Genomic DNA, 22,279 nt, shown 5'->3' with positions numbered 1-22,279 from the left:
TAGGCTGAATGAAGGGATCGTAAGGGCGTGTCGAAAATAATCCCCGGGTTAACAAATTGGCAGGATCTGGAGCTGCCGAACTTGAGGTATTTGGAAGCGGAAATGCTAAGACCGGCAATCCAAGAGATTCCCGCTTCGGATACATTCGAGGGCGCAATTTCGACTATGGAGCAGCAACTTGGTTTTTTGGAACCGGGAATGAGGGCAGTGCAAGTCCACACACCTTTGTGGGCAATGAACGTGCTTCGTGACAGCCTGCCACACATTGTTGAGAAGAGGAGGGATGCGAGAGAACGATATGTCACAACGGCCTTGGACACGCTCCATTATCCCTACGAGATCTGGGAGGCTATGTATGATGATGATCTGGTACGTTACACATTCATCGGCGTATATTCTCAAAAATATCAAATGCTTGTTATCGTAGCCCCTTGGGATGGCCGTGTGCTGTGGAACTTCATGCAGACCGAGATCAAGTCCCTCAACAAACATCGATGTGGCAATCTACTTTACAATCGCCCATAAAAAAACCGCCCAGTGGGCGGTTAATTTAACATTCGACCCTGAATGATTTTCCACCCTCAGGTTAAGGTGGGAGGTCGCACCCGACACAGTGAATAGGGTCACTCTGGGGTCCTTCCACTGACTATTGCTCCCTATAGCAGTCAGCTTCTCGCTCACTTTCAGTCTACGGATTTCGACGCAGTGGTCAACTATTTTACTCAAAAATGATGTAGCAAAACGCGGCCTATCGACCCAGGGAGCCTAAGACTCTGCATAAGCCTCCTATTCACCTCAGATCAACCGACTCTTTGACAAGCATCACCAACAGCAGCAGCAAACCTATCTGAGCCAAGATAGGCGCTAAACGCCACCAAATTTGGCGCAAAGCCCAGCGAAAGGGCGCGGCCTCAGCCCGTTTAATAACATCCAACAAATGCTTCACGGCCTGATCCCGGCTAGAGAGCGTCATATTCGTTTGCACTCGGTCATATAAAGCCCATTCAAGAGCATCACGAACCTCTCGTTCGCGGATATTCGAGCTCCAGGTATCAACAGGGATCAATGCCTTCGCAAGCATGGGCTGTGACAAACCTTCCCGTTGCTCCGAGTCTTTGTAGTCGAACACGAGCCCAAATTGTTCATAGAAGCGATTACGACGAACCTTGTTTTCGCTGTATGCCTGACCGGCCAGCAACTCAATTGAACGAACAGTCGCATCTGGCCACTGCTTCGCCCATTTCACTATTTGGTTCATTAAGTAAGTACCAATTCGCATCCCCTCAAGCCCGGGTAGATCTAGATACACGGCCCCCTTGGAAATCGATGAGGAGGTAAGTGATACCAATGGCTTGTCAGCTGTTCGGCGTGAAAAACCACCACAAAACTGGCCTTTTCTTGAGACTCGATTAGGGGCGGCTGTCACTATTTCTTCATAGGTCAGCCTGATAGATGCTTCATAGATGGACCCATCGGTCTCATCGCGGCGATATTTTTCCTGCCGCTCGACAAACAACCATGCAATAGGCTCACTATCTAGCGGCCTACTCCTGGATCTCACTTCGAGCACGTAAGTTCGCGGCTCATTCTGTTCAATTAGCATCATAGCGACAACTTTTTACGATCAGATTTTGATGGTCCGTTTTCTTCGCCCGGCCAGGGTCACCTTGTTCCATTCGTCATGCTTCTCCTGCTCAATACCTTCTCTACCGGCCTCCCACATTCCCTTAAAAAAGTCAGCGTCACTTTGCTTCTCCACTGCGATCAGTGGTGTGACTAAACGAGCAAAGTAGACCCGTTTATTGATGCTGGCAGCCTCCCTTAATGGATCCTTGGAAGATCTAAGTATTTTCTTGAGCTTGTTGATAGTGGCGGCATGATCGGCATACCAATGCCGAACCAGTAAATGCGCAGGTTTAAGCGGTATGCTACGCAGAATTGTTTCAAATTCAGATTGCTTGTCCTTGCGAGGGTCGGTATTGAGGATCTCCTGTATCAGGCTGCCATCATTCTCACGACCGGCTTTTACAAATACCCGGGCTAGCCCTGCAATCTTACTGTCCGATACCCCAGCCAGCTCCTTTCTCGCATTGGCGATAGACTTTTTGGCCGCTTTGCGTAAAGGCACCAAAATGGCTTCAATTGCAGCGGAATTTTGTTCCAACCAAGCAGTAGGATTGGCCCGACCGCGGGGAAAAGCCAATTGCTGGAGATGCCGCCCAGTTTGAGTTGCCGGTTCACGGTTTGGGGACGGCACATCAAGATCCACCCTGGTAGTGGACTCCTGATCGTTCACCGTCGCCAGCGCATCACCAATGCAATGTGATTTGATGGTGATCATCGTCGCCAAAGTCAAACGCTCACTGCTCTCCTTTGACTTTACGTTGCGAAAATCAATATCTGCAGCGACTAGGCCAGAGACCAACAGCTCGTGGAAGGCAGAAGACAGGAGATAGCGATCGTTCTTGGTGTATTTCCCTGAGTCACGAGGGTGGATCTCTTTCAGTATGTCGAGGACAGACATAGGCTTCTGCACAAGATAGACACGACGCCCACTCAACTTCCCTGGTTTGGCGGCAATCCAAAGTGCCAATAAACGAGCCATCGACGAGCTTAACTTAATCACTGCAGTGCGGTTGACTGGCACGAGTTTTTTGGTGTTGAGGTACAACGTTCGCAGTTCTGCTGTCGGCGAAAGCGTCACAGTCCCATTAGTGCTAACAGTCAGCGTCCCAGCAAGGTTTGTAACCATGCCGGTGTGCCTGTACTCGGCCTCCTCTATGTCTCTGAAAAACGTCAACACAACCCCTTTTAGACGGGTGAATGACTTCATCAGATGCGCCGTAGACAAGCTTTTGGTGGGGCGAAGTTCATCGGGTATAGGTGAAAAAAAACGCTCGAGCGGCATTGTTATGGGGTTCAGGAGGGCCTGTTCAAAGCGATCCTTTGAGAGCCTGCCAAACCAGTGTGTGATGCAGATATAGGAGACCAAATCCATCTGTGTGTTCAACACCGGCCCACTCAAAGACATGTACTTATGTCCGGAATCAAGAGGGGTTGAGAGGTGGTAGATCCTGTTCTCATTTAGTGCTGGTGGCTTTTTCCCATTCGCCATAACCCGGAACAACCCTGTCTTTAAGGTCATATCCAGGTGAAGATCAATATTTTCAGGGGGAGGGAAGCGATGGGGGTACAATGCACTGCGCTGTGCCCTGCTTTCCTCTGGCTCACCGTTGTCATGATCGATGACGATTGGCTTTCGTTTTGGAGCTGGAGATGTGACAACAGGCTCAGCCTCTATGTCATCATCTATGTCATCCTGCGGCATCCGAACAATAGGTGGGGCAGCAACGACCGCACTAGCGCCAGCACTCACTGCCCTGGAGCCAATATTACCCTCCACTAACACCGGGATTTTTGATATCGCTGGCCACAGAATATCCACGGCACTTCCAATCGATATGTCTGGAGCTTCGCCGAGGAAATTGGCCACCATAGAAATGGCATCATTGTTAATTTTTGGTAAAAGAAGGGGGACCATTGTGGCGATAATATCGGCAGGAAAGCCTTGATTGGTTAAGAACCGCTCACAAATACCTATTGCACATGCATTTGAATCGACTCTATTGTGCCCCATAGAAACCTGTTCATATCCTGTGAGTAAACTGTGTCAAACGTGTTCATATAATCAAATTAATTCTCTATTGAGTCTAATTGACACACCATATAGAGCATAATGATACACCACATATGAAATAGTTACACACCATATAGAGCATAGAGATACACCACATAGATGATAGTGACACACCATATAGAGCATAGAGATACACCACATAGAGAATAATGACACACCATATAAGGCAAAAAACCACCTTACATATCAATCGGTTACATGACCCTAATCTTTAAAGATCTTAACTGATCCAAGATATTTAAGATCAAAAGATCGAACTGATCCAAAAGAACATAGAGATCAAGATCTATTAATAGTAAATGTGATCTCTATCGAAATTGCGTTCAAAAGGGATCTCTTTGGCCCGATCCAACAAAGGATCCGCTTTGATTGCCCCTCATATAGCGCTCTGAGCAACTTTGAAGGCCTAGGGTATACGTAGGTCTAGGTCTCGATGTGAAGAGGCTTAAATCGCGGGAGGCTTCTTTAAGAAAGGATCTAAACGACTCGGAGCATTTTGGTGTTTTTTCACAAAATCACAGTCAGATCAAACACGATCCAAAAGATCCTTTCTGTAACAAAAAGAAAAGCCCCTCAACCTGGTGAGGTTGAGGGGCTTTCATTATGACATTTCGATACCGGTCAGGGTGTATGCAGCATTCCAATCAAGGTCACAATCAGTGCACCTTTGTTCCTGTGATGCAACGCTACCGATTATTTCAATATGTGAACCATCGATACTGCTTGAACAACACCGAGGGCACAGCGTTCCCCCTGAAGCCAAAAAGGCCTTCTGCAGCTCCTGTTTGTTAAGCTGAGAGTAGCGGATTGACCAATCTCCCCATGACCAGGAAAACTCGCCATGTGTGATTTTGCCAAGATAGGCGGCTTTACCAGCTCGATCCTGGCAATGCCAAAAGGATATCTGTTTGAGCTTTTGAGCCTTCAAAAATGAGAAGGCTATGACGGGATCGCTGTGGTCAAACGAGCGCTGTTCACCGTTTTTGTTATTGATGGCTGTAAGCATGGGTATGCTCCTGGTTTTATGGCCCTTGTGAGGCGGGTTGGTGTTGGGCGGTAGCCCAGGGTGGTGTAGATCACGAGTGGTGAATTGCAGACCGATCACCATAGACAGCCAAGGGCTGTTTCTGGATATACGCTTGACCCAACTTGGTGCTGAGGAGCGAACATTCAGAACCAGCCTGAAGTTCAGTTACCGATCGGGGGATGAGAGGCCACAGAAGGCAATGGCATTAGGGAGGAACCTCAAGGCAGCCCAATGGCTGTCTTGAGGTCTGAGAGGCTATTCAACCGAGTAATGAACCCCTTTCATTCCATACAGACTTTGAAACGAGTCTGCTGTTTCACCTCTGTGACAAAATTCAATGCAGTCATCACATAGTCCATATCCGGTATCACGATTGTGCCACTGGCGGCCGAGTGTAGAGGCTCCACAGCAGCAGCAGCTAAGCCAGACAACAGGTTTTTGTAATTCAGCAGCCTTAACTGACTCAATAATCATATGAACTCCTAGCCCAGTAAGGGCTGATTAGTTGTGGGTTGTATCCGGGTTGATGTTGATCGCAAGTGGCGCTTGCAGATCGGGGCGCCATAGACAGCCAGGGGCTGTTTCTGCATGTGCGCTGGCGCCGGAGACCGGTGAGCAGACATGCAGAATCAGCCATCAAGGGCTTGGGGTAGATCAGGGTAGGGGGGGCGGCATAAGCCGGAGGTTGGATGTTGGTACCAGCCGATAGGCTTGTCCTCTAATAGGCACCGAGGACGGGAAAAGCATATTATTATCCCCGCATCATGTAAACATCTGCGCGGTTTCTCTGGCTTTAAAATGATGTAAAGGAGCCTAGTGTGTTGCGCTTGTTGCGCTTGTTGCACAGTGTTGCAGCATTCAGCGCAACATACACCCACTTGCTTCCGACACTGACGTCGGCGCCCGTTCGGCTGGCGCCGACGTCAGTGTCAGGTCGTTATAGGTATGTGCGGTGGAAATGGGGGCGTTGTGTGCGGGCAAAAAGTGGGGCCCATTGTATTGGCCCCATAGAAAACTACAAACGCGGTAAGTTTATCCAAGAACAGGACAATGACACCTTACCGAAGCAAGCCACTGGATGCAAACATTGGGAGATCCCTCCCAGCGTCCGAACGTTAAAACCTCCAACTTGCTAGTTGGGGTCGATTCAGAATTCGGAAATTAAAGCACGTTAAGGGATTCGATTCCCAGCAATGGCGCGCCTTTGCTCATGCTGCTAACCCCGAGAAGCCTCATTTTCGTGGTTCTCGAAACTCGGCTGTTTCAGCCGTGCAATATGAGAGTGGTTTTCGAGAAAGAGACGCGCTATGCCAGCCTTGGCAAGGAACTTATTCTCACTGAGGCCTCTCAAAAACGGTCGTTTGTGAGATGGGCGGTCACTCCACAGGCTTACCGTGCTTTCATTTCCGAATTCTGAAGCGACCCCTAGTTGCGAGGGTCTTCATCAAAGCTCTTGGCAGTGTATCCGCCGATTATGGCCTGGTACCGTTTTGCTGCTCTATGCATCCAGATCGCACCAGTTACCCCAATTACCACCGCCGCACCGATAATAAGTGGTTCATTTTCACTGCTCGCCAACTTCAATACTTGCATCATCAAGCCGGTTCCTATTAGGTGGCTAGCAAACAGGATGCCATTACGTTGCAACCATGCAGCAAGGTTATTTACTATCACGCCCATTGCCTATACCTCATAAAATGTCAGGAGCTAAGATAACCTAGGTGTAGTAAGCGCTCTATAACGCTCCATAAATCGTTCAGTCTTTGACTCTTTGGGCTGTTCACTCTGTGGTTCCCTTTTTGCGTCGAATAGCGCACGTAGACTGGCAATGCCTCGCATTGACGCTTCGTAGCGAGAGTTACTTAAAATGTCCCTGCAGGCTTTGACCAAGATCTTGCATTCGTGGTCGTCCAGCCATCCAATCCCCCTGCGGTTATATGGTAAGCCAAGAAGGTTTTCTAGCCATGCATACGCCTCGTTCTTGCTCATTCGGCCGGATTCAATAACGGCATTCAGACAGGCGTATGCCTCACGTCGTGCACGTCGAGTTTCTGGATTTGCCAGAGTTCCGATCGCAATGTCTGTGCCGGCACGGCAACCAATATATGCATCGCAGCTAGCTCGGGAGCAACGGTAAACCATAGCCTTTGCTGGGGAAACTTGATACAGGGCCCGCTTGCTCACAAACTCAACGGGTGACGTGCAGTAGGGACACGTCTTCGGATGAAAAGGATCGTGTGCAGATTGACGAGACATGGCTAAGTCCTCTTTTCTGGGCCTATAGCGATTGTCTCGTTGTCTTCAGTAATGCAAGGGGTGGGGGAGGCCTGCTGGGGTGACCAGTAGGATGATCAATATTTTCTGTCAGGCGATTTGGCAAGGCTGACCACCATGAGTGGTACTCGTCTGCTATTCGTTGTGAGACTGATACCCATCGGGCGTAGTCAATATCCGCCCGACTCACTCATCGGCCATCTTCGGTTGCAGGTTGACCCAAATGCCGGGGATTATGACGTTGAGCGTGTCTGACTATTTCAGGTTTTCCCCACAGATAGCCTTGTTGCAGGTACATCCCAAGTTTTTTGGCGGCAGAGGCTTGGCTATGCGTTTCAATGCATTCGGCGATAGTTAGGATCCCCCTGTCTGCACAGGTTTGAATGGCATCATACTGGAGCTCTGAATAATCGCGCTGGCTTGCTTCGAACTTGACCGCATCCCAGTCGAAACCGCATATGCGTTCCAATGTAGAGTTCTGCTTTCCGAAGTCATCCATGATCAGCATCCCCCCCAATGACCTCAGGTGCTCCCAACGTTTATCGAGCGTTCGAGTGCTTACATGTTCGGTCACTTCTATCGATACTGTATGGCACGCAAGCTTGCTTTCGATATGGGACAGCCAGGGTAGGAAATACCTGTCATGCAGCAGGGTTTGCTCACTCACATTCAAGAACAGATGACTATCATGCTTCAGCAGCTGGCCGGCCATCTCTACAACCCCACTGTCAATCTGGGCCCAAGCATGGTCCTGCGGTGCAGGAGGTACGAACACTGAAAGGGACCCATTTCGCGCTAAGAGCTCATAGGCATGTATTTTGTGTGTTCTGGTGTCAAAGATGGGTTGTCGCGCTATAAGCATGGGGTGTCACCGTAGAATGGAATCAACGCAACGGCAGTCTACACGGCTTGATGTGGCTTAATCCTATGCCGAAATATCCGCTAATTTTGTCGACCTAGAGAGTTATCCACAGAATCGCTGGATAAGTGTCCAACATTCTGTGGGCAAATGGCTGCAGCAACAGGGAGAAAAGGTGGCTGCAGCCATGATGCTTAACGCTCGACTGGGTACCCAATAAGGGGCCAAGTCATAACTTCTGCAAGCTGCTCCGCGTAGTCTTCTTCCCGGACTCTTCCTAGTTGAACCTGCATTTTCACTAGGCTGCTTGCAATGGCGGCATAAGCTTCAATTTCCACACAACACATCTTCCCCCCCCTGGCATCGAGTAACACTTTGATCGAGTGGCGGGAGTCTTCTATGCCGGCAGCGTCAAAGACTCCATCATGGATCAATGCTAAGCGCGAGATTGATTCCATGGCCAGTTCTGGCATGGCCTCTTGCGTGTGTTCCTCGGGGTAACCGAAAAGCTCTCCCAAGATCTCATTTGGTTGGCATGACAGCTCAAATGCGATCTTCTCAAGTGCTTCAATAGTCAACATGAGGGATTCTGTCGATAGGCCAGCGCCGTCGGCCCCAAGCCGCTGCATTAAATGCTCTTTGAGGCGAGCCTCCAGTGACATCAGGATGAGTTGATAGGACGTGTGAGCGGCCCGCGTTTTGGTAGCTAATGGGTCATAGCGACAAGCGACCTGATACCAGGTCTCTAGTGGGTGAGTTAACAGTTCGTCGCTGTTCTTTGACAGCGAATAAACAACCAATAGCTTTGTCTCGATAGTGGCTGTGTAGCGAACGATTGCTAGCTGTTGGCTACTTAAAAATAACCACAGTGAGCTGGCTTCTGGTTGTGGGAGCTCCCGGGGGGGCGCCGTCAGTTTATTAGTCATGAGTGCCTCTAAGTATTAGTGAATAGTAAGGCTGCGATGATGCAAATCACTGGTGTTGATCAAGTGTTGGCACCGGTACCGCTCGCTGGCCTGCTTGGTCAGCGGTATCAACTCCCAGTCATCTGGCGTGTAGCAGATGATCGTGAAGCAGTGATCGTTTATGAGGAAAATGTCGGCCGGGAAATGTCCGCATTTTGAATAGAAATCGTCCTTCTCTGCCGCCGTCAGCTTGGTGCCCATGTTGATGTCGAGAATGGTGTTTCTGGCTTCAGCCTGCATTGGTGGCAGTTCAATATTGGTGGCTATCGCTTTGCTAAAGTCCATTACCCCTCCAGGGTTGTTCAATGTTGGAGATAGAGTAATGGCTCTTTAGCTAATGCAAATTGACCAGTCTGGTGAGCTGGTGGATAAATTAGCGCTGCCAGCTTGTAGGTTGGGTTCTGGTCGATAAAACTACGCCGTCATTCCGCCGCCTTTCGCCATGGGCAAGTGCCGGGGCGCCTCGATCACCGGCCGCCAGCTAGTCCGTGATGTGAAATGAGATGATCTCCGTCCTCTGGCGGGCGGACAATGCTGGCAACATCGAGGTGGTGCAGATGTTGCTTGGGTACGCCGAGCCGGATCACGTCTGGCCATGCCTTGACGTGAGGAAGGAGGAGATCAGGAGGGGGTTTACTCTGGCGCTGTAAGGCCGAAGAATTCAGCCATCAGCCATCAGCCATCAGCCATCAGCCATCAGCCATCAGCCATCAGCCGCTGCTGCAGGGGGGGGGCATTTTTGAGACGCATAACAGGGTTGCCACGGTTCAGGCGGTTGCGCAGCGTTTGAACCTCTGAGCCGATAGGCTCACGCTCATAGAGCAGCACAAACAGGCCTCCTACCTGGAGGCCCATTTCATCCATAGCGGCCTTGATGGCCGATCTTGCCTGCCCGGCAAAGCCGGTTTCGTCGTCGTTCTTTCTTGGCACGGTTCGTACTGCCGTTGGTTTCAACTTATTGACTTGATTTTGTGTTTGGAAGTGGCGGCATGGTATATTTTCGCTGACCTCATGTTTTCACCAAATGTGTCGGTCATGAACGTGTCAAGAAGTGGTGGAAACTTGCCGCCAATAGGTGTGAAATTTAGGGTAGTTCCCCCGTGTGCGGGGTTGTCGGACTGATAGATATCAATCATTGGATTGAAATTGGTAGTTCCCCCGTGTGCGGGGGTTGTCGGACTGATAGATATCAATCATTGGATTGAAATTGGTAGTTCCCCCGTGTGCGGGGGTTGTCGGCCGCAGAGCTCAATCATCGGATCGGAATAGCCGTGGTTCCCCGTTGGGGGTTAACGATCAATCAGATGCCTAGAATGTGATTAAATTCAAATTATGTCCCCATTGGGGTTGGCACAACTCTGTTCTGGCAAAGAAAAGGGCCGCCGTAGGGCAGCCCTTTTTCATTCCTTGCTGGTAGCCCATAGTTTTTCGGCCTCATGTATAATTTTTTTGCCTATTCGCAGTTGCTGGCAATTAGGGGAGGCTTCAGCAAGCTGATGGAGCTGGACCCGTATTTGGTCTGCTGCTACGGCCGCTAATGCAGATGCTCCTCCTTCAATGATCGATTCCGAGAATGCACATTCAGCCTCAGCCCACGCCATTAGCCCACCACTTTCAGCAACAGTATCAATGTCTGCCGGCACAGATGAAAGATATTGTTCGGCGTTCCATACGATCTCCACATCATCTTGCGATTCCATCTAATACCTTCTCAAAGTGAATTACGTTAACCGCTTTCCCACGCAATTTTTGTGCGGCCTTAGCTGCTTCTTTAGGATCCATTCCTTCAATTAGATAGTGGCCCCCACCTCTGCTTGGGGTTGTTTCCCCGAGCTGCTGGGTTGAATCAGCAAGTTCCAGCTGTACTCGCTCTGAGGCCCAACCATAGATTTTTGGGTAGACAGCAATTCGACATGCAGCCGCTTCAATGACAGCCTTGTCAACCTGTTCTGAAAACACATTTGCCATGATTTATCACTCCCCAGCCGGACGTTTTGCTGGGTCTACCCAAGTGAGCGCATATTTTTCAGTCGCCAATCGGCTTTCACTGAACCCTGCCTGTTGCATAACTTTTCCATATTCGGCCGCAAGGTACTCATAGGCATCGGCCAAGTCTTTTAGGGATTGGGCTGCCTCAGTATTTCCGGCGTGGTATAGGCCCTTTGCCTGCATTCTGATTTTAGGGATTCCAATAATGCTCACAATTATCTCCTTTAGGGGTTACCTGCTGGTGTACCATTCTCTGTTGCAAACTCCACCATCAGGTTCAAAGCACCCCATATGACCCGCTAGCCACGCCCTATGGAGCGGCGTGCCGGCAATTAGGCTTCTCCACCAGCGGGGCCATAAGTGCTGTTGGTACCCATCAAGATACGCCCACATCAGAAGTCGTTTGGTCATTATGATGTCCTGTTTCGCGGTATTGCATCGTAGAGATCTCTCAGTTCATCACAAGATATCCCAAATTTTTGGGATGCCTTCCATTCTGCATCCGGGTATTCATAGCCAGATTGGATCAGCGTGATTAGGTAGTCTAAAGCCTGTTCTTGCATGGTGTCCTCTATGCTTCTGTTTTGGTTCCCGGTCGCATTATCAACCGTTATCTGAGGATGCAAGTGCCTGGTGCCGGAGCTAGCCCTTCACATGGTGAACTACTGGCGCTTACTGACCTGGTGGAAGAGGATGATGAGCAGTGGACGTTAGCCGCCCAATGTGGTCAGCCAGCCCAACACCTGTGCTGTCAGCACCCCGCCGCCGGCCCCTTCCAGAATCGCCCGCACACTGCTAGCCAATGCCCCTATTACATGCCAGCCCGGCTTGGGTGACGTGGCCAGCGCCTGCAGCGCGGCATGCTGGCTCTGCAGCTGATCACGTTCTTCCCGCGGTAGTTGTCCCGCTTCGACCTGTTGCTGCAACCAAGGTAGCAGAGCATCCAGTGCCGCTACCTTCTGGTCACCGGTGACTGTTTGCTGTTGCTGGCCGGCCGGGGAGTTCAGCATCAGTTGGCCACCGGTGAAATCCCGGATGTGAATGTGCGTCTCCGGTGCCAGCTGCTGGGCCTGTTGCTGCTCCTGAGGCGTGAAACTCATTCCTTCCCCGAGGATCCCCGCATCGCCCAAGTCGAGCGCCCAACGAAGTACCTTGTTACGCACAGTGTCGAGTAAGACTTGGACCTGGTTTGCACCAAACCTGGTTTCTGATGGGGTCTCTGTTCTATACAATTTCGATATCAATGCCTGTTTATGGGCATCCATGGGTAGCCTGATTTGCTCGCCGCCAGTGGCTAACGCCTCCACCGCCCCGATGGGATAGTAGAAGAGGCAGGAAGACATCAGTTCGTGTAGCTCAACATTTACGATTGGAAGTGCTGATAAGCCCCGCCCTGGGGTAGTGAAATACAACTCTCCCCTCAACTGACGGTAGGAGGGGGGGTCAATCCCTTCTGGGTATCCATCAAGTTCGTAATCTATCCAGGTGGCCCACTCTGGCTGTTTGAGCAGGCGGGCCGCTACCAACGCTTTGCGCAGCAGGTCGGTTGTCTTGACGGTCGGATCGCTGGCCAGCGCGATCAGTTCGGGGATAAGGGCGGGCATCGAGGTTCTCCAGGGCAAAATGGTACCCCATTGTACCCGGGTTGTGCTGTTCTGGTTGCAGTCATCCACCAGCAACAGTGGCTGCCTCCTTTATGTCGCATTGGTGAGGGATTCAGAAGGGCATAAAGGGCAGCTGTTGGATGAAACTTTGCTGCCATCTTGCCGGGCTGTCTATTATGCTATGCCGCCACCTGATGGGTACCAAGCTGATGCGGCGCCTTCCCTGGCCATTAGCCTTACCTGTCAGGTGGCTTACTTCAGGTGCTCTCTGATAGGCCCTAAGTCAGTAGATGTCTCTTAAACCTTGAAGTCTGGATCTATTATCCAGACCTTTCCCTTGCTTGAAACGGCTACAGGCTTAATGCGCAGCGCATAGAGGGTGTGTTGGAGAGTAAGATGTCCAGATCGGAAGTGTTGGATAACGCTGAGTGTGTATCGCATTGCCTACCCCTTATGAATTTGTTGTGTCGCATATATCGCTTTCATTTTTTGTATTATGGGGGAGTGGTATGTATCCAATTGATGGTTTATTTCTGCGCTTGCAGTATTCAATAACAAAAATTAAGCCAAGGAACGACATGAATATCGAATAAATAATTATTCCCAATACCCATCGATGGTAGTTGAATCTATTATTATCCCTCAATAAGGATAAAATTGCCTTGTTGGTTTCTTTAATCAATTCATCTGCCCCATCAATGCTTTCTGACATTCTTGCAAGCTGAATTGTATGGGATACGACATCGGTATCCCTCATTAACCAACCAATAACTCCATGAAATAAATCAATAGACAGAAATATAAATGCAATCGGTATAAAAACAATGAGCGCCAATGCGATGATGTCACACATTTCTTTTTTAATAAATGCTCTTTTTTTGCTGGAGTTCTTTATGACAAAAAAAATCAGAGCGGCTACAGCAATACTAAACTCAAGTGTTATCAGCTTTAAAAACTCAACCACAGCTTCTAGTCTGCCATAGGTAATGTCGGTATCACTTGTCCCAACTTCAGGGTAAAAGAATTTAGTGATAGCCATCGCAAAGCTCAGCGCTACGATAATAATTAAAGGTGTTTTTGAAAACATGGCTTTTCCCTGCTAAACGGTTTTGATTAGGTACGTGGCTTTGTCGGCATCCATAGTTTCACGTCTTCGGCCAGCTCTTCGAGCTTGCAAGCGGGTACGCGCCACAAGATCTTTCCGTTTGTCAGCTCTATATTCACGCTGGCGGCATCAACCGGTTGTCCAAAATATGGCCCCCATGGGTTGTTTTGCTGTTTTTCTAAACGCTCGGCCGCACATCGGGCATCATATTCTTCATCTTGCTCCATATGCTTTGCTGTTTGCATAAATGTAATTACAAAAAGCACGACAAAAAACAAGCCGACATACGGCCATGTATTTTCATTTTGGATCCAGCCAATATCATCAATATAGCGAAAAAACATGATGTTGGTCATCAGACCTAAGAGGTAATGAATCAGTTCCGCGCCCACAGGGATGGCTGCCCGCATCATCGATGGCGTGTGCCAAAACAACACGACAAACGGGAAGGTAATTAATGATTTAAATAAAACCTTTAAAAATTTCATTTTTTACTCCTCGCATTGCAAAAAATAAGGATATTTTCTGTGTTTGGTGAATTCTTGAATGGTGATCAACTATTCGCTGACATCGAGAACGCGGAAAGTACCTTTCGCTGCCAGCTCATTTTCAAGACGCCGTAATTCTCCTGAGCGGTCGTCAGTCTCGTGATGATCCAGGCATGTTGAAACTCGATCCCAGATCGCGAGCACCTCTTGCATGCAGAGAGCCTCGTCTTGGCTGTCAGCAAGCATTTCCAGAGCTTGAGATGTCTCCAGAAAGGGATAGCGACTCAGGATTGCTACGATCTGTGATCTGGTCACGTTCACCTCCAATACCGGTTTACAGGTGCTTTTTGAAGAACCGAACAGCAAGCCAACATGACAGCGAGCACAACAAGGCGCTAGGCACCAATATCCAGTTGGGATGGATGGTTACCGGGATGGCCAAGTACAGACCCCAGCCACACCAGATGCTTGGCAAAACCATCCGCTTGGCATAGTGGTGCCGTAACCCTGACTCTCTGGCACCGCCGTACTTACGAAGGTCTCGCAGCACAAGGCCGTCAAAAAACGCGATAAAAAGAAACAGTCCGTACAATGGCAGCGTAAACAGCACGATCACTGTGCGGATAAGGCACACAATGGTGATGTAAACCGCGGCTAGTAGGTAGTCTTGAAACACCGCCATGGGGGCCGACCATGATGTAAGCCAGCGGTACCTCGCGGGGTCCAGCACGTCAGGCCCCATTGGGGATCCGGTTATAGCCTCGGTCACGAAGTGGACAGCTTGAATCGGGGTCCAGCCAAACAACACCGCATCAAGGAAGTCTTTATTCAGATAGTTTGCTTCATCGATCACCATTTGGAGCGCGTGTTTAGCCCCTTGCTCCGGCCAGAACCAATACATCCCAATCCACTCCATAATCACGCCGGTAACAGTGGCGCCCATTACCATCCCTATCGAGATGACCACGAAGGAGATTAAATCAATGCGTTCATTCGGTGTGGCCATCAGGCAACCCTCGCTGCCAGTTCATCAGGTAGATTCGCCGCGGTCTGGCCAAATGGATTGTTAGCCGCAGTTGGTCGTTCAATGCTCTTCCAAGAGCTCAGGTTGTTGTACCAGCTGTCAGATGTCTGATAATTCGCCTCCATCAACGTGCAGATCTCCTCTACGTCTTTGGGGATCGTGATGTTGTCTTTCTTGTCATCCATCAGCGGGAACCTCAATTTGTAGAGTTTTGCTCCATCGAGGAGTGCAAAAGCCTGGCCTTTAGGGAGCCGGATTATGTCTGATGGCTGTAAGAGGGGGACCTGGCGTGTGCCAATTGTGTCAGCGTTATTCGATTCAAAATGAATCGTGCTCGTCACATCTGAGTTGTCTCGTGCGGAACTCATTGCGCCCAACTCACTGATTGTAACTTCCGGCAGTTGGTTGGTGAGGAGTTCAGCGGTTTCCATCGTCTTGACACGCAGCATGATGATGGCGTTGAAGTTCGATAGCATTTGTTGAGCCTTGGCGGCATCACCCAGCTTGGCCTCCAAGTCGAACACAGATTGGGTATAGGCCGTAAATCGAACCCCGGAGCCACCGGATTTATTCAAAATGGGTATGGCGAAGTCGGTGGCCAGCTCGTTGAATTCATCGCAGTGCAAGTAAACCTTCGGTAACACTCCGTTCTTGGCGTCCACCAGCCCTTTTTCCATCCCATATTTATAGAGATAGCCACAGGTCGAGAGCAGGTCGGAAAGCATTGAGCCGCCAATGGCCTCCGCCACGGTTTTATCCGTCATGGCATCTAGGCCAATGTAGACCACGGCCTTTTGCCGCATGATGGTCATCCAGTCGATGATTGGGCGAGAGTCTTTGGCATCATATGTGGGGGCCACCAGCTCGACCAGCCGGCCAGAGGTGACCTTTTCTACAAATGGCAGTAAGGATGCAGTTAGCTTGTCGAAATAGGTTTTGTCGTATTGGATGGCCGATAACAAGGCCAGCAATACTGGGTCGAAAATTCGTTTCCCCTTGATGTATGCCTCAAGGGCAGCAGTACGCTTGGAGCGGCTTTGCATGTGCCGAGGGGGGGCCTTCATGTGTGACTCAATAGTTGAGACGTCCTCGCGCCAGCGGGGGATCCGGTGCTTCTCAAAGTAATATTCGGAGTAGTCGTTGAACAATGGCTCCATGTCTGCAATATCGCCCTGGATCTGCACATAGCTAGGGCGACTCCCCATGGCCACCCGGGCTTGAGCAACGATGTTCACGAACCGCCACGAAAATTCGGCAAACGCCGCGCTATTTCCCTCGCTGGCCAACTGGCTGGTGGCCCGGGTTGCAACTTCGGAAATTCGGGCAAATGAGCCTACCGCGTTGTAACGGCAGCTAATGTCTGGGAACCCTAAGTGGAAGATGAAGAATGGTCGATTGTGACGCTTGGCCTCAGTGTAAAGGCGCTTGAGTATGCCGGCATCGGATTTCGGGTCCATAAACACAGTACAGCCGTCTCCGCGGGCGATATCCGACGCAACGTAGATTTCTGCAGCTCTCGTCTTACCCACCCGAGTGGTACCAATTACGATTTTATGGGCTACTCGCTCCCCAAGATCCTCGTAGACGTCCATCTCATATGGTTCAACGGCATGCATGATAGGTGAACCTCCCACGGGGGGGAGGGGGCGGACAGGGTTCAATGGACTGTCCTTGCGGAGAGCTCTGGAAATAGCCTCGGCCAGTTTTCCTTTGCCCTCGAGCTTGATCTCTGCCCTGCGTGCCAATTTGCTTAGCTGGCTGGGTTCGAGGTACTTCATCGCCTTGATTGACTGGGCCTCTATCATCCGCTGGGTGTGGATCGGCTTCCACTCAAACCCTCTGCCGATCCAGTTAAGGCGCTGGGAGCATGGGACATCCTGGGGCCTCATCTCGTAGTAACTAAGACGAGTCAAACTCTTGTGGTAATTGTGGACTATCCAACCGTCATGGAAGCGACTCAGCGCCCCGGCCGCAAGAATGCTGCCACATGCATAGCTTACCGATGGAACCATCATGAGATGTTGCGGTGCAAGCCAGCATAGCGCAGACCCACCAGCCATAATTGCTGAGCTATACAGTTCCACTGGTGGACGAAGAAGTGACTCTATCTCAAATTTTGCTGTCATGGATTTTGGCCATATTCAATGTTTGGAGAAAACTGGATCAGTCCTCAGATGGATTGCGTCATTTTCCTGCAGGCGTAATGCCGGCCCAGATGGAAAACCTGTCTACTGAAAGAATCCGGACCTGGTGATCATGATGGGGTAGCCCGGGGCCCCTAGCTGGTCTGTCAACGCATCTGCATTCATTGGCCACAGTTGCAGGGGGGCCACCAGCTTTTGCATGTATTCCCATTCCGTTTGATTCTTCGCCTTGGTCAACACTCCGGCTGCCCCATACTGAGTGAGCACCTCCTTGTTGCTCTCAAACCACCGAATGCTGTACTCATCTGTGCCAAGTATGAAAAGGGGCTGGGGTAGCTCAGGCAAATCCTTGAGCATTTGAGTGCCAGGCAGGACGACAGGCTTAATCAGCGTGGGCTCAATTGGGAAAATTTTGGGCAGCATCTCTGATGTCGGACGTAAGTTATCCACGGCCATTTTTAAGTTGGCTTGCAGCTGGTCGAGGGACTCTGGCTTCTTCAGATCACTGTAGAAGTCATCATCAACCCAGTTCCGAATCGGATATGCGTTATCTGTCTGATAGATGACAACACCTTGAGCTGGGACATCACCTCTTGCAGGCAGCCCTGCACCGGAGAGCATGATTGCTACTGCGATCACTGCAGAGTTTCTTTCACAAATTGCCATTGTTTGTATACCGACTGTCTGTAAGTGGCTGCGCGAGCCTGATCTGTAGGGTGGTGGTACTGGCCAGCAGCCACCCACCAGTTTTTCGAGGTCTTGTAGTGCTCAGATAGATAATCCGCTGCAGCATTGAGATTGGTCCACGGATCGGTTGCGGCCCATAGATCGCCGCTGAACCGATCGGAATGCCATAGCCAGTTCACCTGTGCTATTCCAATGTCAAAGCTTCGATACCCCTTTTTGAGGAGGCCCTCGCAAAATTGATACAGTTCAACCCGAGTCTTGAAGCGGTATCCTTTCCCCTTAAAGTTTGCTGTCCATGGCCATGGAACCACTCGTCCTTTGTTCGTGGGGAGCTTACTTTCCTGTAGGGAGATGGAATAGAGCAGATCAGCTGGCACTCGTTTTATTCGAGCGACCTCATAGAAGGCTGGTGGAATGGGCGCCACTTTAACCTTGCCTCGCTTGACTTGATGGGTTGCACCATTCCGTGCCGTTCCTGTTGATTCACTCCCGGTCGTTGGGCCCGAGAGCATGAGGAGTAACAGGGTGCATGCGGCGCTGACCGCTCTCATTTTCATGGCTTGAGCTCAACCGTATCATTCAGTTGAACTCGATACGCAACGGGTAGGCCTGGTGCCGGCTTCAATCTAGCGTAGTAACCACTGTCATAATTCACTGTTGCTCGCGCATCAGAAAGTAACCGGCTCGATATTCCCGCTTTGCGGGCAAAGCTCAGCAAGTCATCGTCAGTACCAGCGTTTAGAACAAAGAGGTCCAGTCGATTCAGTTTCGTACTGCGGCCGGCCAATCCCTTTATGAAGCCTACGCACTTCGAGTCACAGTTTGCGGCATCCACATAGGCAACCGTTCTGGTGTCTTTTATTGGTACGGCAAGAGTGTTCTCTTTCCCGGATGCTTTGGTGCTGTTGATACCAGCCACTGCATTCCTTTTGGCCCATGCTCTCCGCTCATCATCTCTCATCCAGACTGGGTGAGTCGGGATCAGGGTTTTAATGTACTGGTTGACAGCCTCGTCAAACTTGATCTCTTTGGTAAGCCGTTCACGTTCCATATCAACGGAAAGCTTGGCAAAGCGTGTTCTTTCATAATCGGTCTTGGCATTGATGCCCATAACCATCAATGGTGTGAGCTCGGGTTTATTGGCGTAGTAGGCTGCATTCTGTCCTGTTGACATCAGCCGCTTGTATTCCATCCACTCCGTCTGAGACATACCCCAGGCTTGCGATTGACGGATATCCTCTCCGGTCCACTGGAGATAGTTTGGTGTAACTCGGCTCTCACTCGCCTCTACCTGGCCACCAGATGATGAGTTGAAGGGAGTTCTGGATGTTTCAGTCCCAGCTTGTTGCGCATATGCTGATGCCGAAAGACCAAGTATTCCTGCCACAATGGTAGCGAGAAGTGTGCTGCCAAATTTCATTTTAGGTACCTCATGGATAAGCGGCAGCGAGAACCATCTCTGCCATAAATGATTACGGACCCTCCCGAAAAGTAGGGTCTTGAGGAGTCTATGTAGAGTGAATGCAGACCAAGTAACTCATCCTGTGAACAGGCTCTTACTGTCGGCACAGATTGCGACTGGATTGCGTCGGTGTCAGTGTCCATTGCGAGAGATTGGGCGAAATTACTGATCGTGCTACATCCGCTTAGTAACACTGCAATAATGGATGAAAGGAGAACGCGGTTAGGCATCATTTTCCTCCACTAGCAACGACAGTTATTCTCCTATTCGCCTGTGCAAACATAGCTCGTCTTTCCTGTCTGTCTGCTCCTTCTAGGCGCCATGTCCCGAGCTCGTCTCCGATTTGCATTCGCTTCACATCATTTCCGTTGATCAATGTGATAAGCAGTACGCCACCCCAATCATCAATGCTAAAGAGTGAGTACCCTTCGATGACAGTTGCCTGCTGCATAGTTGGAGTCACGCCTGTCTTGAACGCAGCATTTGTGACGCGTTGAGGTGATGTTGTGGTATGTGACTTCTTTAGCTTGGCAAGTTCTGTGATGGTCTTATCCTGCTCATTGCGAAGTGCATCAATGGCCTCTTGAAGGTTGTCTGTCATCTGACGAGTCTGCCTCGCCCAGGTAAGGCCGAGTTCGGTGTCTGATGACATCTTTTCAGTGACCGACTTAATATCTCTGAGTTGAGTTGCCAATGAAGAGAGATCGGCATCATGCGCTTGAATATTTTTAGTTATATCCTCCATAGTTTTGGCGCTCTCACCTGCTCTAACTGCAATGTTGCTTTCAATCTTATCCATTCTGGCCACAATCTCTGATCTAATCTCAGCCAGATAGCTGGCCTCAACTTGAGTGCGAGGGATCGCCATTATTGCGTAGCAAGATATGCCAAAACTAAAAACACCCAAGGCCATTCCGACAAATGCGGCCGCTATGGTCGTCTTGCTAATCCGGTTTGAACTATAGGGTTGGGTCGGCTCTGTTTCAGCCTCATCAACTTGCTGAGGTTGTGCAGAGGCAAATGTATTGATCGGCCCATCATGGAGTGGTTGTTCTACGTCATCCTGGATCATTGTCTCAGTTTCTTTCTCCTTCACATGCACTTCACGCTTCTTTTTGAAGCGTGAAAACCATCCACCATTGTTCGCTGATGAGGTGGAGGAACTATCTGTCTCAGTGGGAGTTGTCTCCTGCTTAGCATGGAAGTCATCATCGAGGCTGTTGAACGCCGGTAGCTCTTGTTCGATAGGTGCGCCGGGTATGAAGCCATCAGTTTGCGGGGGAGGGATCTGTTCCTCTTTTGTGTCACTATCGGGAGTGTAAGGATCGTCTTTGCCAACACCCTCCGTTACATATTGTGGGTGGGATTCTACTTCCCCCTCCACAATCCACATGTTTTCTACATCGTCACCAACGATCGACATGGCGACCGACATTGGATCAACAGACTCTTCATCTTCATATGTCCTCTGCTCGACACTGGTGGGAATAGGTTTAGATGTTTCACCCTGAGATACTGGCTTTTCGCTACCACCGAGCGAAGCGAATAGTGCACCTACCTGCTTATCTTTTTCATCTTTCTCTATCATTTTTTTGTACCGCTATCTGCTGATAATTCTTCGTCATCATCGTGCAGGAATGGCACAAAGGTAATGACTCGGTGAATTGGATCCACAAGCAAGATGAACGCATCACCAGCCAAGGTCTTCAACGCTGACTGCACGGTGACATAAGAAAATTTTCTCTGAACACTAGGCAGGGGGAGGGTGAGCATTACCTTTGTGGATTCTGGTAGATTTGTCATTGATGCTAGCGTGTAGCCGGTCTGTTCAATCGTGTAGTTGATCGCCTGCCCAACGGTCACGACTGTTGGAGGAAATGAGTAACTCACGACCGTGAGTAGAGGATTTGATTGTCGAAGTTCTGGGGTCGTATCAATCGTGGTGTAGCGCGATATGGTATATCGGTCTGCCGACGCAGCTGCAACAACGCCATGTGCCATCCCCACCATGATGGCTACCGCTGTCAGTGTTCGTTTAACTGTCATCATCACGAGGCATCCATTGTTGATTTAAGACGCCGATTTTACCACGCAGAGGCACTGGAAAATGGACGCGTTTTTCTTGGTGGATTTATTGGCTCGATAGAATAGGTGGTGTTGCATTGTCTGAGAGATTTGGCTGGGGATTTTGGCGAATAATATTTCTTGGTAAGCGCGTTCATCCGATGGCCATGTTCTTAATATTGGGTGTTTTTGTTTGTGACGGTGAGAAGGTGTTTTTTATTTTGGCGATACAAAAAGTTAAGGCACCGTGAGGTGCCTTAAGAGAATTCTAGTGTTTCTTGAAATTTAAATGCCGGTTCATTTTCCTAGCAATTAGATTTGTTGTTGGGGAAGGATTTAATATCCTGGCCTCTGCTATCCCCTGGGCCTCTCGTCTGGCCAGATTTCCTCTGACTAACTGGCCGATCGTTTTTGCCGACGATCTGCGCGGCGCTGTTTGTGTCACGTTCACCATGACGTTTTAGATGTTATCTGATCGCGAATGCCTGTTCAAGCTAAGGGGGACTACCCTCAAGGGCCAATGGAACGGGAAGGGAGGGGGCAGGCTGTCGCTGCCCTTAACCATTAAAGGGGGTGTGGGGGAAAACCTGGTCTGCAGCCCTCATGGCCTTGATGGGGTTGGGCTAGCGGCCTACACGGCATCTGAGCAACATGCCGCCTTGCGTTTACACGGCAAGATACTCTGATGCCGTGTAAACATATGCTATTGATATTATTTGTAAAAATCGGTATTTCTCATTTTCATACGGTCAGGTTCAGGGGCGCTAATTTTGCCCATTTTTGGTGCCTTATGGGTCTTGGCGTATTGGCGCGATTATGCCGTGTGGATTCGTTGGGGTCTTTTTTTGTATCCCTAGGTGTATTGAGCTCTGCGTGCCGCCTCGATTTTT

25 protein-coding genes are annotated in these 22,279 nt (G+C 49.9%); 2 read left to right on the top strand and 23 right to left on the bottom strand.

What is annotated here, in order from left to right; genetic code table 11:
• Window positions 1-27: 27 nt before the first annotated feature.
• Entirely contained in the window at window positions 28-525 is a 498-nt protein-coding gene (locus OKC42_RS13650; protein WP_270820044.1) for a PBECR2 nuclease fold domain-containing protein, read from the top strand.
• A 265-nt stretch (window positions 526-790) separates the two neighbouring features.
• Here OKC42_RS13650 and OKC42_RS13645 read toward each other — a convergent pair whose 3' ends face one another.
• From OKC42_RS13645 to OKC42_RS13615, 8 genes are all read right to left on the bottom strand, one after another.
• Window positions 791-1,606: a hypothetical protein gene (locus OKC42_RS13645; protein WP_270820043.1), complete on the bottom strand. Its 816-nt coding sequence runs from the start codon at window positions 1,604-1,606 to the stop codon at window positions 791-793.
• Window positions 1,607-1,624: 18 nt separating this feature from the next.
• A complete protein-coding gene (locus OKC42_RS13640) occupies window positions 1,625-3,637 on the bottom strand; it encodes a hypothetical protein (RefSeq protein WP_270820042.1) in 2,013 nt (670 codons plus the stop codon).
• Window positions 3,638-4,298: 661 nt separating this feature from the next.
• Window positions 4,299-4,703, bottom strand: a complete 405-nt coding sequence (locus tag OKC42_RS13635; protein ID WP_270820041.1) for a hypothetical protein — start codon at window positions 4,701-4,703, stop codon at window positions 4,299-4,301.
• A gap of 1,446 nt (window positions 4,704-6,149) precedes the next feature.
• Entirely contained in the window at window positions 6,150-6,404 is a 255-nt protein-coding gene (locus OKC42_RS13630) for a hypothetical protein (RefSeq protein WP_270820040.1), read from the bottom strand.
• A 27-nt stretch (window positions 6,405-6,431) separates the two neighbouring features.
• A complete protein-coding gene (locus OKC42_RS22735; protein WP_443111666.1) occupies window positions 6,432-6,980 on the bottom strand; it encodes a zinc-finger-containing protein in 549 nt (182 codons plus the stop codon).
• A 208-nt stretch (window positions 6,981-7,188) separates the two neighbouring features.
• Window positions 7,189-7,860, bottom strand: a complete 672-nt coding sequence (locus OKC42_RS13625) for an EAL domain-containing protein (RefSeq protein WP_270820039.1) — start codon at window positions 7,858-7,860, stop codon at window positions 7,189-7,191.
• Between the two features lie 191 nt (window positions 7,861-8,051).
• Window positions 8,052-8,783, bottom strand: coding sequence for a hypothetical protein (locus tag OKC42_RS13620; protein WP_270820038.1), 732 nt, complete (start codon window positions 8,781-8,783; stop codon window positions 8,052-8,054).
• Window positions 8,784-8,798: 15 nt separating this feature from the next.
• On the bottom strand, window positions 8,799-9,107 hold the full coding sequence (locus tag OKC42_RS13615) for a hypothetical protein (RefSeq protein WP_270820037.1): 309 nt from the start codon (window positions 9,105-9,107) through the stop codon (window positions 8,799-8,801).
• Window positions 9,108-9,325: 218 nt separating this feature from the next.
• Between OKC42_RS13615 and OKC42_RS13610 the strand changes: the two genes are divergently transcribed.
• A complete protein-coding gene (locus tag OKC42_RS13610) occupies window positions 9,326-9,472 on the top strand; it encodes a hypothetical protein (protein ID WP_270820036.1) in 147 nt (48 codons plus the stop codon).
• A 46-nt stretch (window positions 9,473-9,518) separates the two neighbouring features.
• Here the strand turns inward: OKC42_RS13610 and OKC42_RS13605 are convergent, their stop codons facing one another.
• The 15 genes from OKC42_RS13605 to pilL2 form a co-directional block, all read right to left on the bottom strand.
• On the bottom strand, window positions 9,519-9,752 hold the full coding sequence (locus OKC42_RS13605; RefSeq protein WP_270820035.1) for a hypothetical protein: 234 nt from the start codon (window positions 9,750-9,752) through the stop codon (window positions 9,519-9,521).
• Between the two features lie 470 nt (window positions 9,753-10,222).
• Window positions 10,223-10,522, bottom strand: coding sequence for a hypothetical protein (locus OKC42_RS13600; RefSeq protein ID WP_270820034.1), 300 nt, complete (start codon window positions 10,520-10,522; stop codon window positions 10,223-10,225).
• Window positions 10,506-10,790, bottom strand: a complete 285-nt coding sequence (locus OKC42_RS13595) for a hypothetical protein (RefSeq protein ID WP_270820033.1) — start codon at window positions 10,788-10,790, stop codon at window positions 10,506-10,508. Before OKC42_RS13595 ends, OKC42_RS13600 begins: the two co-directional genes overlap by 17 nt.
• Before the next feature lie 6 nt (window positions 10,791-10,796).
• Entirely contained in the window at window positions 10,797-11,024 is a 228-nt protein-coding gene (locus OKC42_RS13590; RefSeq protein ID WP_270820031.1) for a hypothetical protein, read from the bottom strand.
• A 497-nt stretch (window positions 11,025-11,521) separates the two neighbouring features.
• The gene (locus OKC42_RS13585; RefSeq protein ID WP_270820030.1) at window positions 11,522-12,415 is read right to left on the bottom strand and encodes an AbiTii domain-containing protein; all 894 of its coding nucleotides are present in this window, start codon (window positions 12,413-12,415) and stop codon (window positions 11,522-11,524) included.
• A gap of 451 nt (window positions 12,416-12,866) precedes the next feature.
• Window positions 12,867-13,502, bottom strand: a complete 636-nt coding sequence (locus tag OKC42_RS13580) for a hypothetical protein (RefSeq protein ID WP_270820029.1) — start codon at window positions 13,500-13,502, stop codon at window positions 12,867-12,869.
• Between the two features lie 26 nt (window positions 13,503-13,528).
• On the bottom strand, window positions 13,529-14,008 hold the full coding sequence (locus tag OKC42_RS13575; RefSeq protein ID WP_270820028.1) for a hypothetical protein: 480 nt from the start codon (window positions 14,006-14,008) through the stop codon (window positions 13,529-13,531).
• A 69-nt stretch (window positions 14,009-14,077) separates the two neighbouring features.
• Window positions 14,078-14,323 (bottom strand): hypothetical protein, encoded by a 246-nt coding sequence (locus OKC42_RS13570; RefSeq protein WP_270820027.1) that lies wholly within the window; start codon window positions 14,321-14,323, stop codon window positions 14,078-14,080.
• Window positions 14,324-14,342: 19 nt separating this feature from the next.
• Window positions 14,343-15,014: a DUF4400 domain-containing protein gene (locus tag OKC42_RS13565; protein WP_270820025.1), complete on the bottom strand. Its 672-nt coding sequence runs from the start codon at window positions 15,012-15,014 to the stop codon at window positions 14,343-14,345.
• Complete coding sequence (gene traD, locus OKC42_RS13560) at window positions 15,014-17,158, bottom strand: type IV conjugative transfer system coupling protein TraD (protein WP_270820024.1); 2,145 nt, start codon at window positions 17,156-17,158, stop codon at window positions 15,014-15,016. The genes OKC42_RS13565 and traD overlap by 1 nt, the downstream gene beginning before the upstream one ends.
• A 102-nt stretch (window positions 17,159-17,260) precedes the next feature.
• On the bottom strand, window positions 17,261-17,815 hold the full coding sequence (locus tag OKC42_RS13555; RefSeq protein ID WP_270820023.1) for a PFL_4695 family integrating conjugative element protein: 555 nt from the start codon (window positions 17,813-17,815) through the stop codon (window positions 17,261-17,263).
• Complete coding sequence (locus OKC42_RS13550) at window positions 17,812-18,420, bottom strand: transglycosylase SLT domain-containing protein (RefSeq protein ID WP_270820021.1); 609 nt, start codon at window positions 18,418-18,420, stop codon at window positions 17,812-17,814. Before OKC42_RS13550 ends, OKC42_RS13555 begins: the two co-directional genes overlap by 4 nt.
• Window positions 18,417-19,283, bottom strand: a complete 867-nt coding sequence (locus tag OKC42_RS13545; RefSeq protein ID WP_270820020.1) for a hypothetical protein — start codon at window positions 19,281-19,283, stop codon at window positions 18,417-18,419. Before OKC42_RS13545 ends, OKC42_RS13550 begins: the two co-directional genes overlap by 4 nt.
• A gap of 271 nt (window positions 19,284-19,554) precedes the next feature.
• Entirely contained in the window at window positions 19,555-20,913 is a 1,359-nt protein-coding gene (locus OKC42_RS13540; RefSeq protein ID WP_270820019.1) for a hypothetical protein, read from the bottom strand.
• A complete protein-coding gene (gene pilL2, locus OKC42_RS13535; RefSeq protein WP_270820018.1) occupies window positions 20,910-21,374 on the bottom strand; it encodes a PFGI-1 class ICE element type IV pilus protein PilL2 in 465 nt (154 codons plus the stop codon). The genes OKC42_RS13540 and pilL2 overlap by 4 nt, the downstream gene beginning before the upstream one ends.
• Window positions 21,375-22,279 lie beyond the last annotated feature (905 nt).

The organism is Aeromonas sp. Y311-2, assembly GCF_027706025.1.
Lineage (GTDB): Bacteria > Pseudomonadota > Gammaproteobacteria > Enterobacterales > Aeromonadaceae > Aeromonas > Aeromonas veronii.
This window is presented reverse-complemented; position numbering and strand designations above follow the sequence as displayed.

Coding starts and splice junctions, on each gene's coding strand:
- OKC42_RS13635 (WP_270820041.1), bottom strand. CDS start 4,703: ATGCTTACAGCCATCAATAACAAAAACGGTGAACAGCGCTCGTTTGAC.
- OKC42_RS13550 (WP_270820021.1), bottom strand. CDS start 18,420: ATGAAAATGAGAGCGGTCAGCGCCGCATGCACCCTGTTACTCCTCATG.
- traD (WP_270820024.1), bottom strand. CDS start 17,158: ATGACAGCAAAATTTGAGATAGAGTCACTTCTTCGTCCACCAGTGGAA.
- OKC42_RS13585 (WP_270820030.1), bottom strand. CDS start 12,415: ATGCCCGCCCTTATCCCCGAACTGATCGCGCTGGCCAGCGATCCGACC.
- OKC42_RS13540 (WP_270820019.1), bottom strand. CDS start 20,913: ATGATAGAGAAAGATGAAAAAGATAAGCAGGTAGGTGCACTATTCGCT.
- OKC42_RS13645 (WP_270820043.1), bottom strand. CDS start 1,606: ATGATGCTAATTGAACAGAATGAGCCGCGAACTTACGTGCTCGAAGTG.
- OKC42_RS13625 (WP_270820039.1), bottom strand. CDS start 7,860: ATGCTTATAGCGCGACAACCCATCTTTGACACCAGAACACACAAAATA.
- pilL2 (WP_270820018.1), bottom strand. CDS start 21,374: ATGATGACAGTTAAACGAACACTGACAGCGGTAGCCATCATGGTGGGG.
- OKC42_RS13575 (WP_270820028.1), bottom strand. CDS start 14,008: ATGAAATTTTTAAAGGTTTTATTTAAATCATTAATTACCTTCCCGTTT.
- OKC42_RS13595 (WP_270820033.1), bottom strand. CDS start 10,790: ATGGCAAATGTGTTTTCAGAACAGGTTGACAAGGCTGTCATTGAAGCG.
- OKC42_RS13615 (WP_270820037.1), bottom strand. CDS start 9,107: ATGGACTTTAGCAAAGCGATAGCCACCAATATTGAACTGCCACCAATG.
- OKC42_RS13620 (WP_270820038.1), bottom strand. CDS start 8,783: ATGACTAATAAACTGACGGCGCCCCCCCGGGAGCTCCCACAACCAGAA.
- OKC42_RS13565 (WP_270820025.1), bottom strand. CDS start 15,014: ATGGCCACACCGAATGAACGCATTGATTTAATCTCCTTCGTGGTCATC.
- OKC42_RS13600 (WP_270820034.1), bottom strand. CDS start 10,522: ATGGAATCGCAAGATGATGTGGAGATCGTATGGAACGCCGAACAATAT.
- OKC42_RS13640 (WP_270820042.1), bottom strand. CDS start 3,637: ATGGGGCACAATAGAGTCGATTCAAATGCATGTGCAATAGGTATTTGT.
- OKC42_RS13630 (WP_270820040.1), bottom strand. CDS start 6,404: ATGGGCGTGATAGTAAATAACCTTGCTGCATGGTTGCAACGTAATGGC.
- OKC42_RS13610 (WP_270820036.1), top strand. CDS start 9,326: ATGATCTCCGTCCTCTGGCGGGCGGACAATGCTGGCAACATCGAGGTG.
- OKC42_RS22735 (WP_443111666.1), bottom strand. CDS start 6,980: ATGTCTCGTCAATCTGCACACGATCCTTTTCATCCGAAGACGTGTCCC.
- OKC42_RS13545 (WP_270820020.1), bottom strand. CDS start 19,283: ATGAAATTTGGCAGCACACTTCTCGCTACCATTGTGGCAGGAATACTT.
- OKC42_RS13580 (WP_270820029.1), bottom strand. CDS start 13,502: ATGTTTTCAAAAACACCTTTAATTATTATCGTAGCGCTGAGCTTTGCG.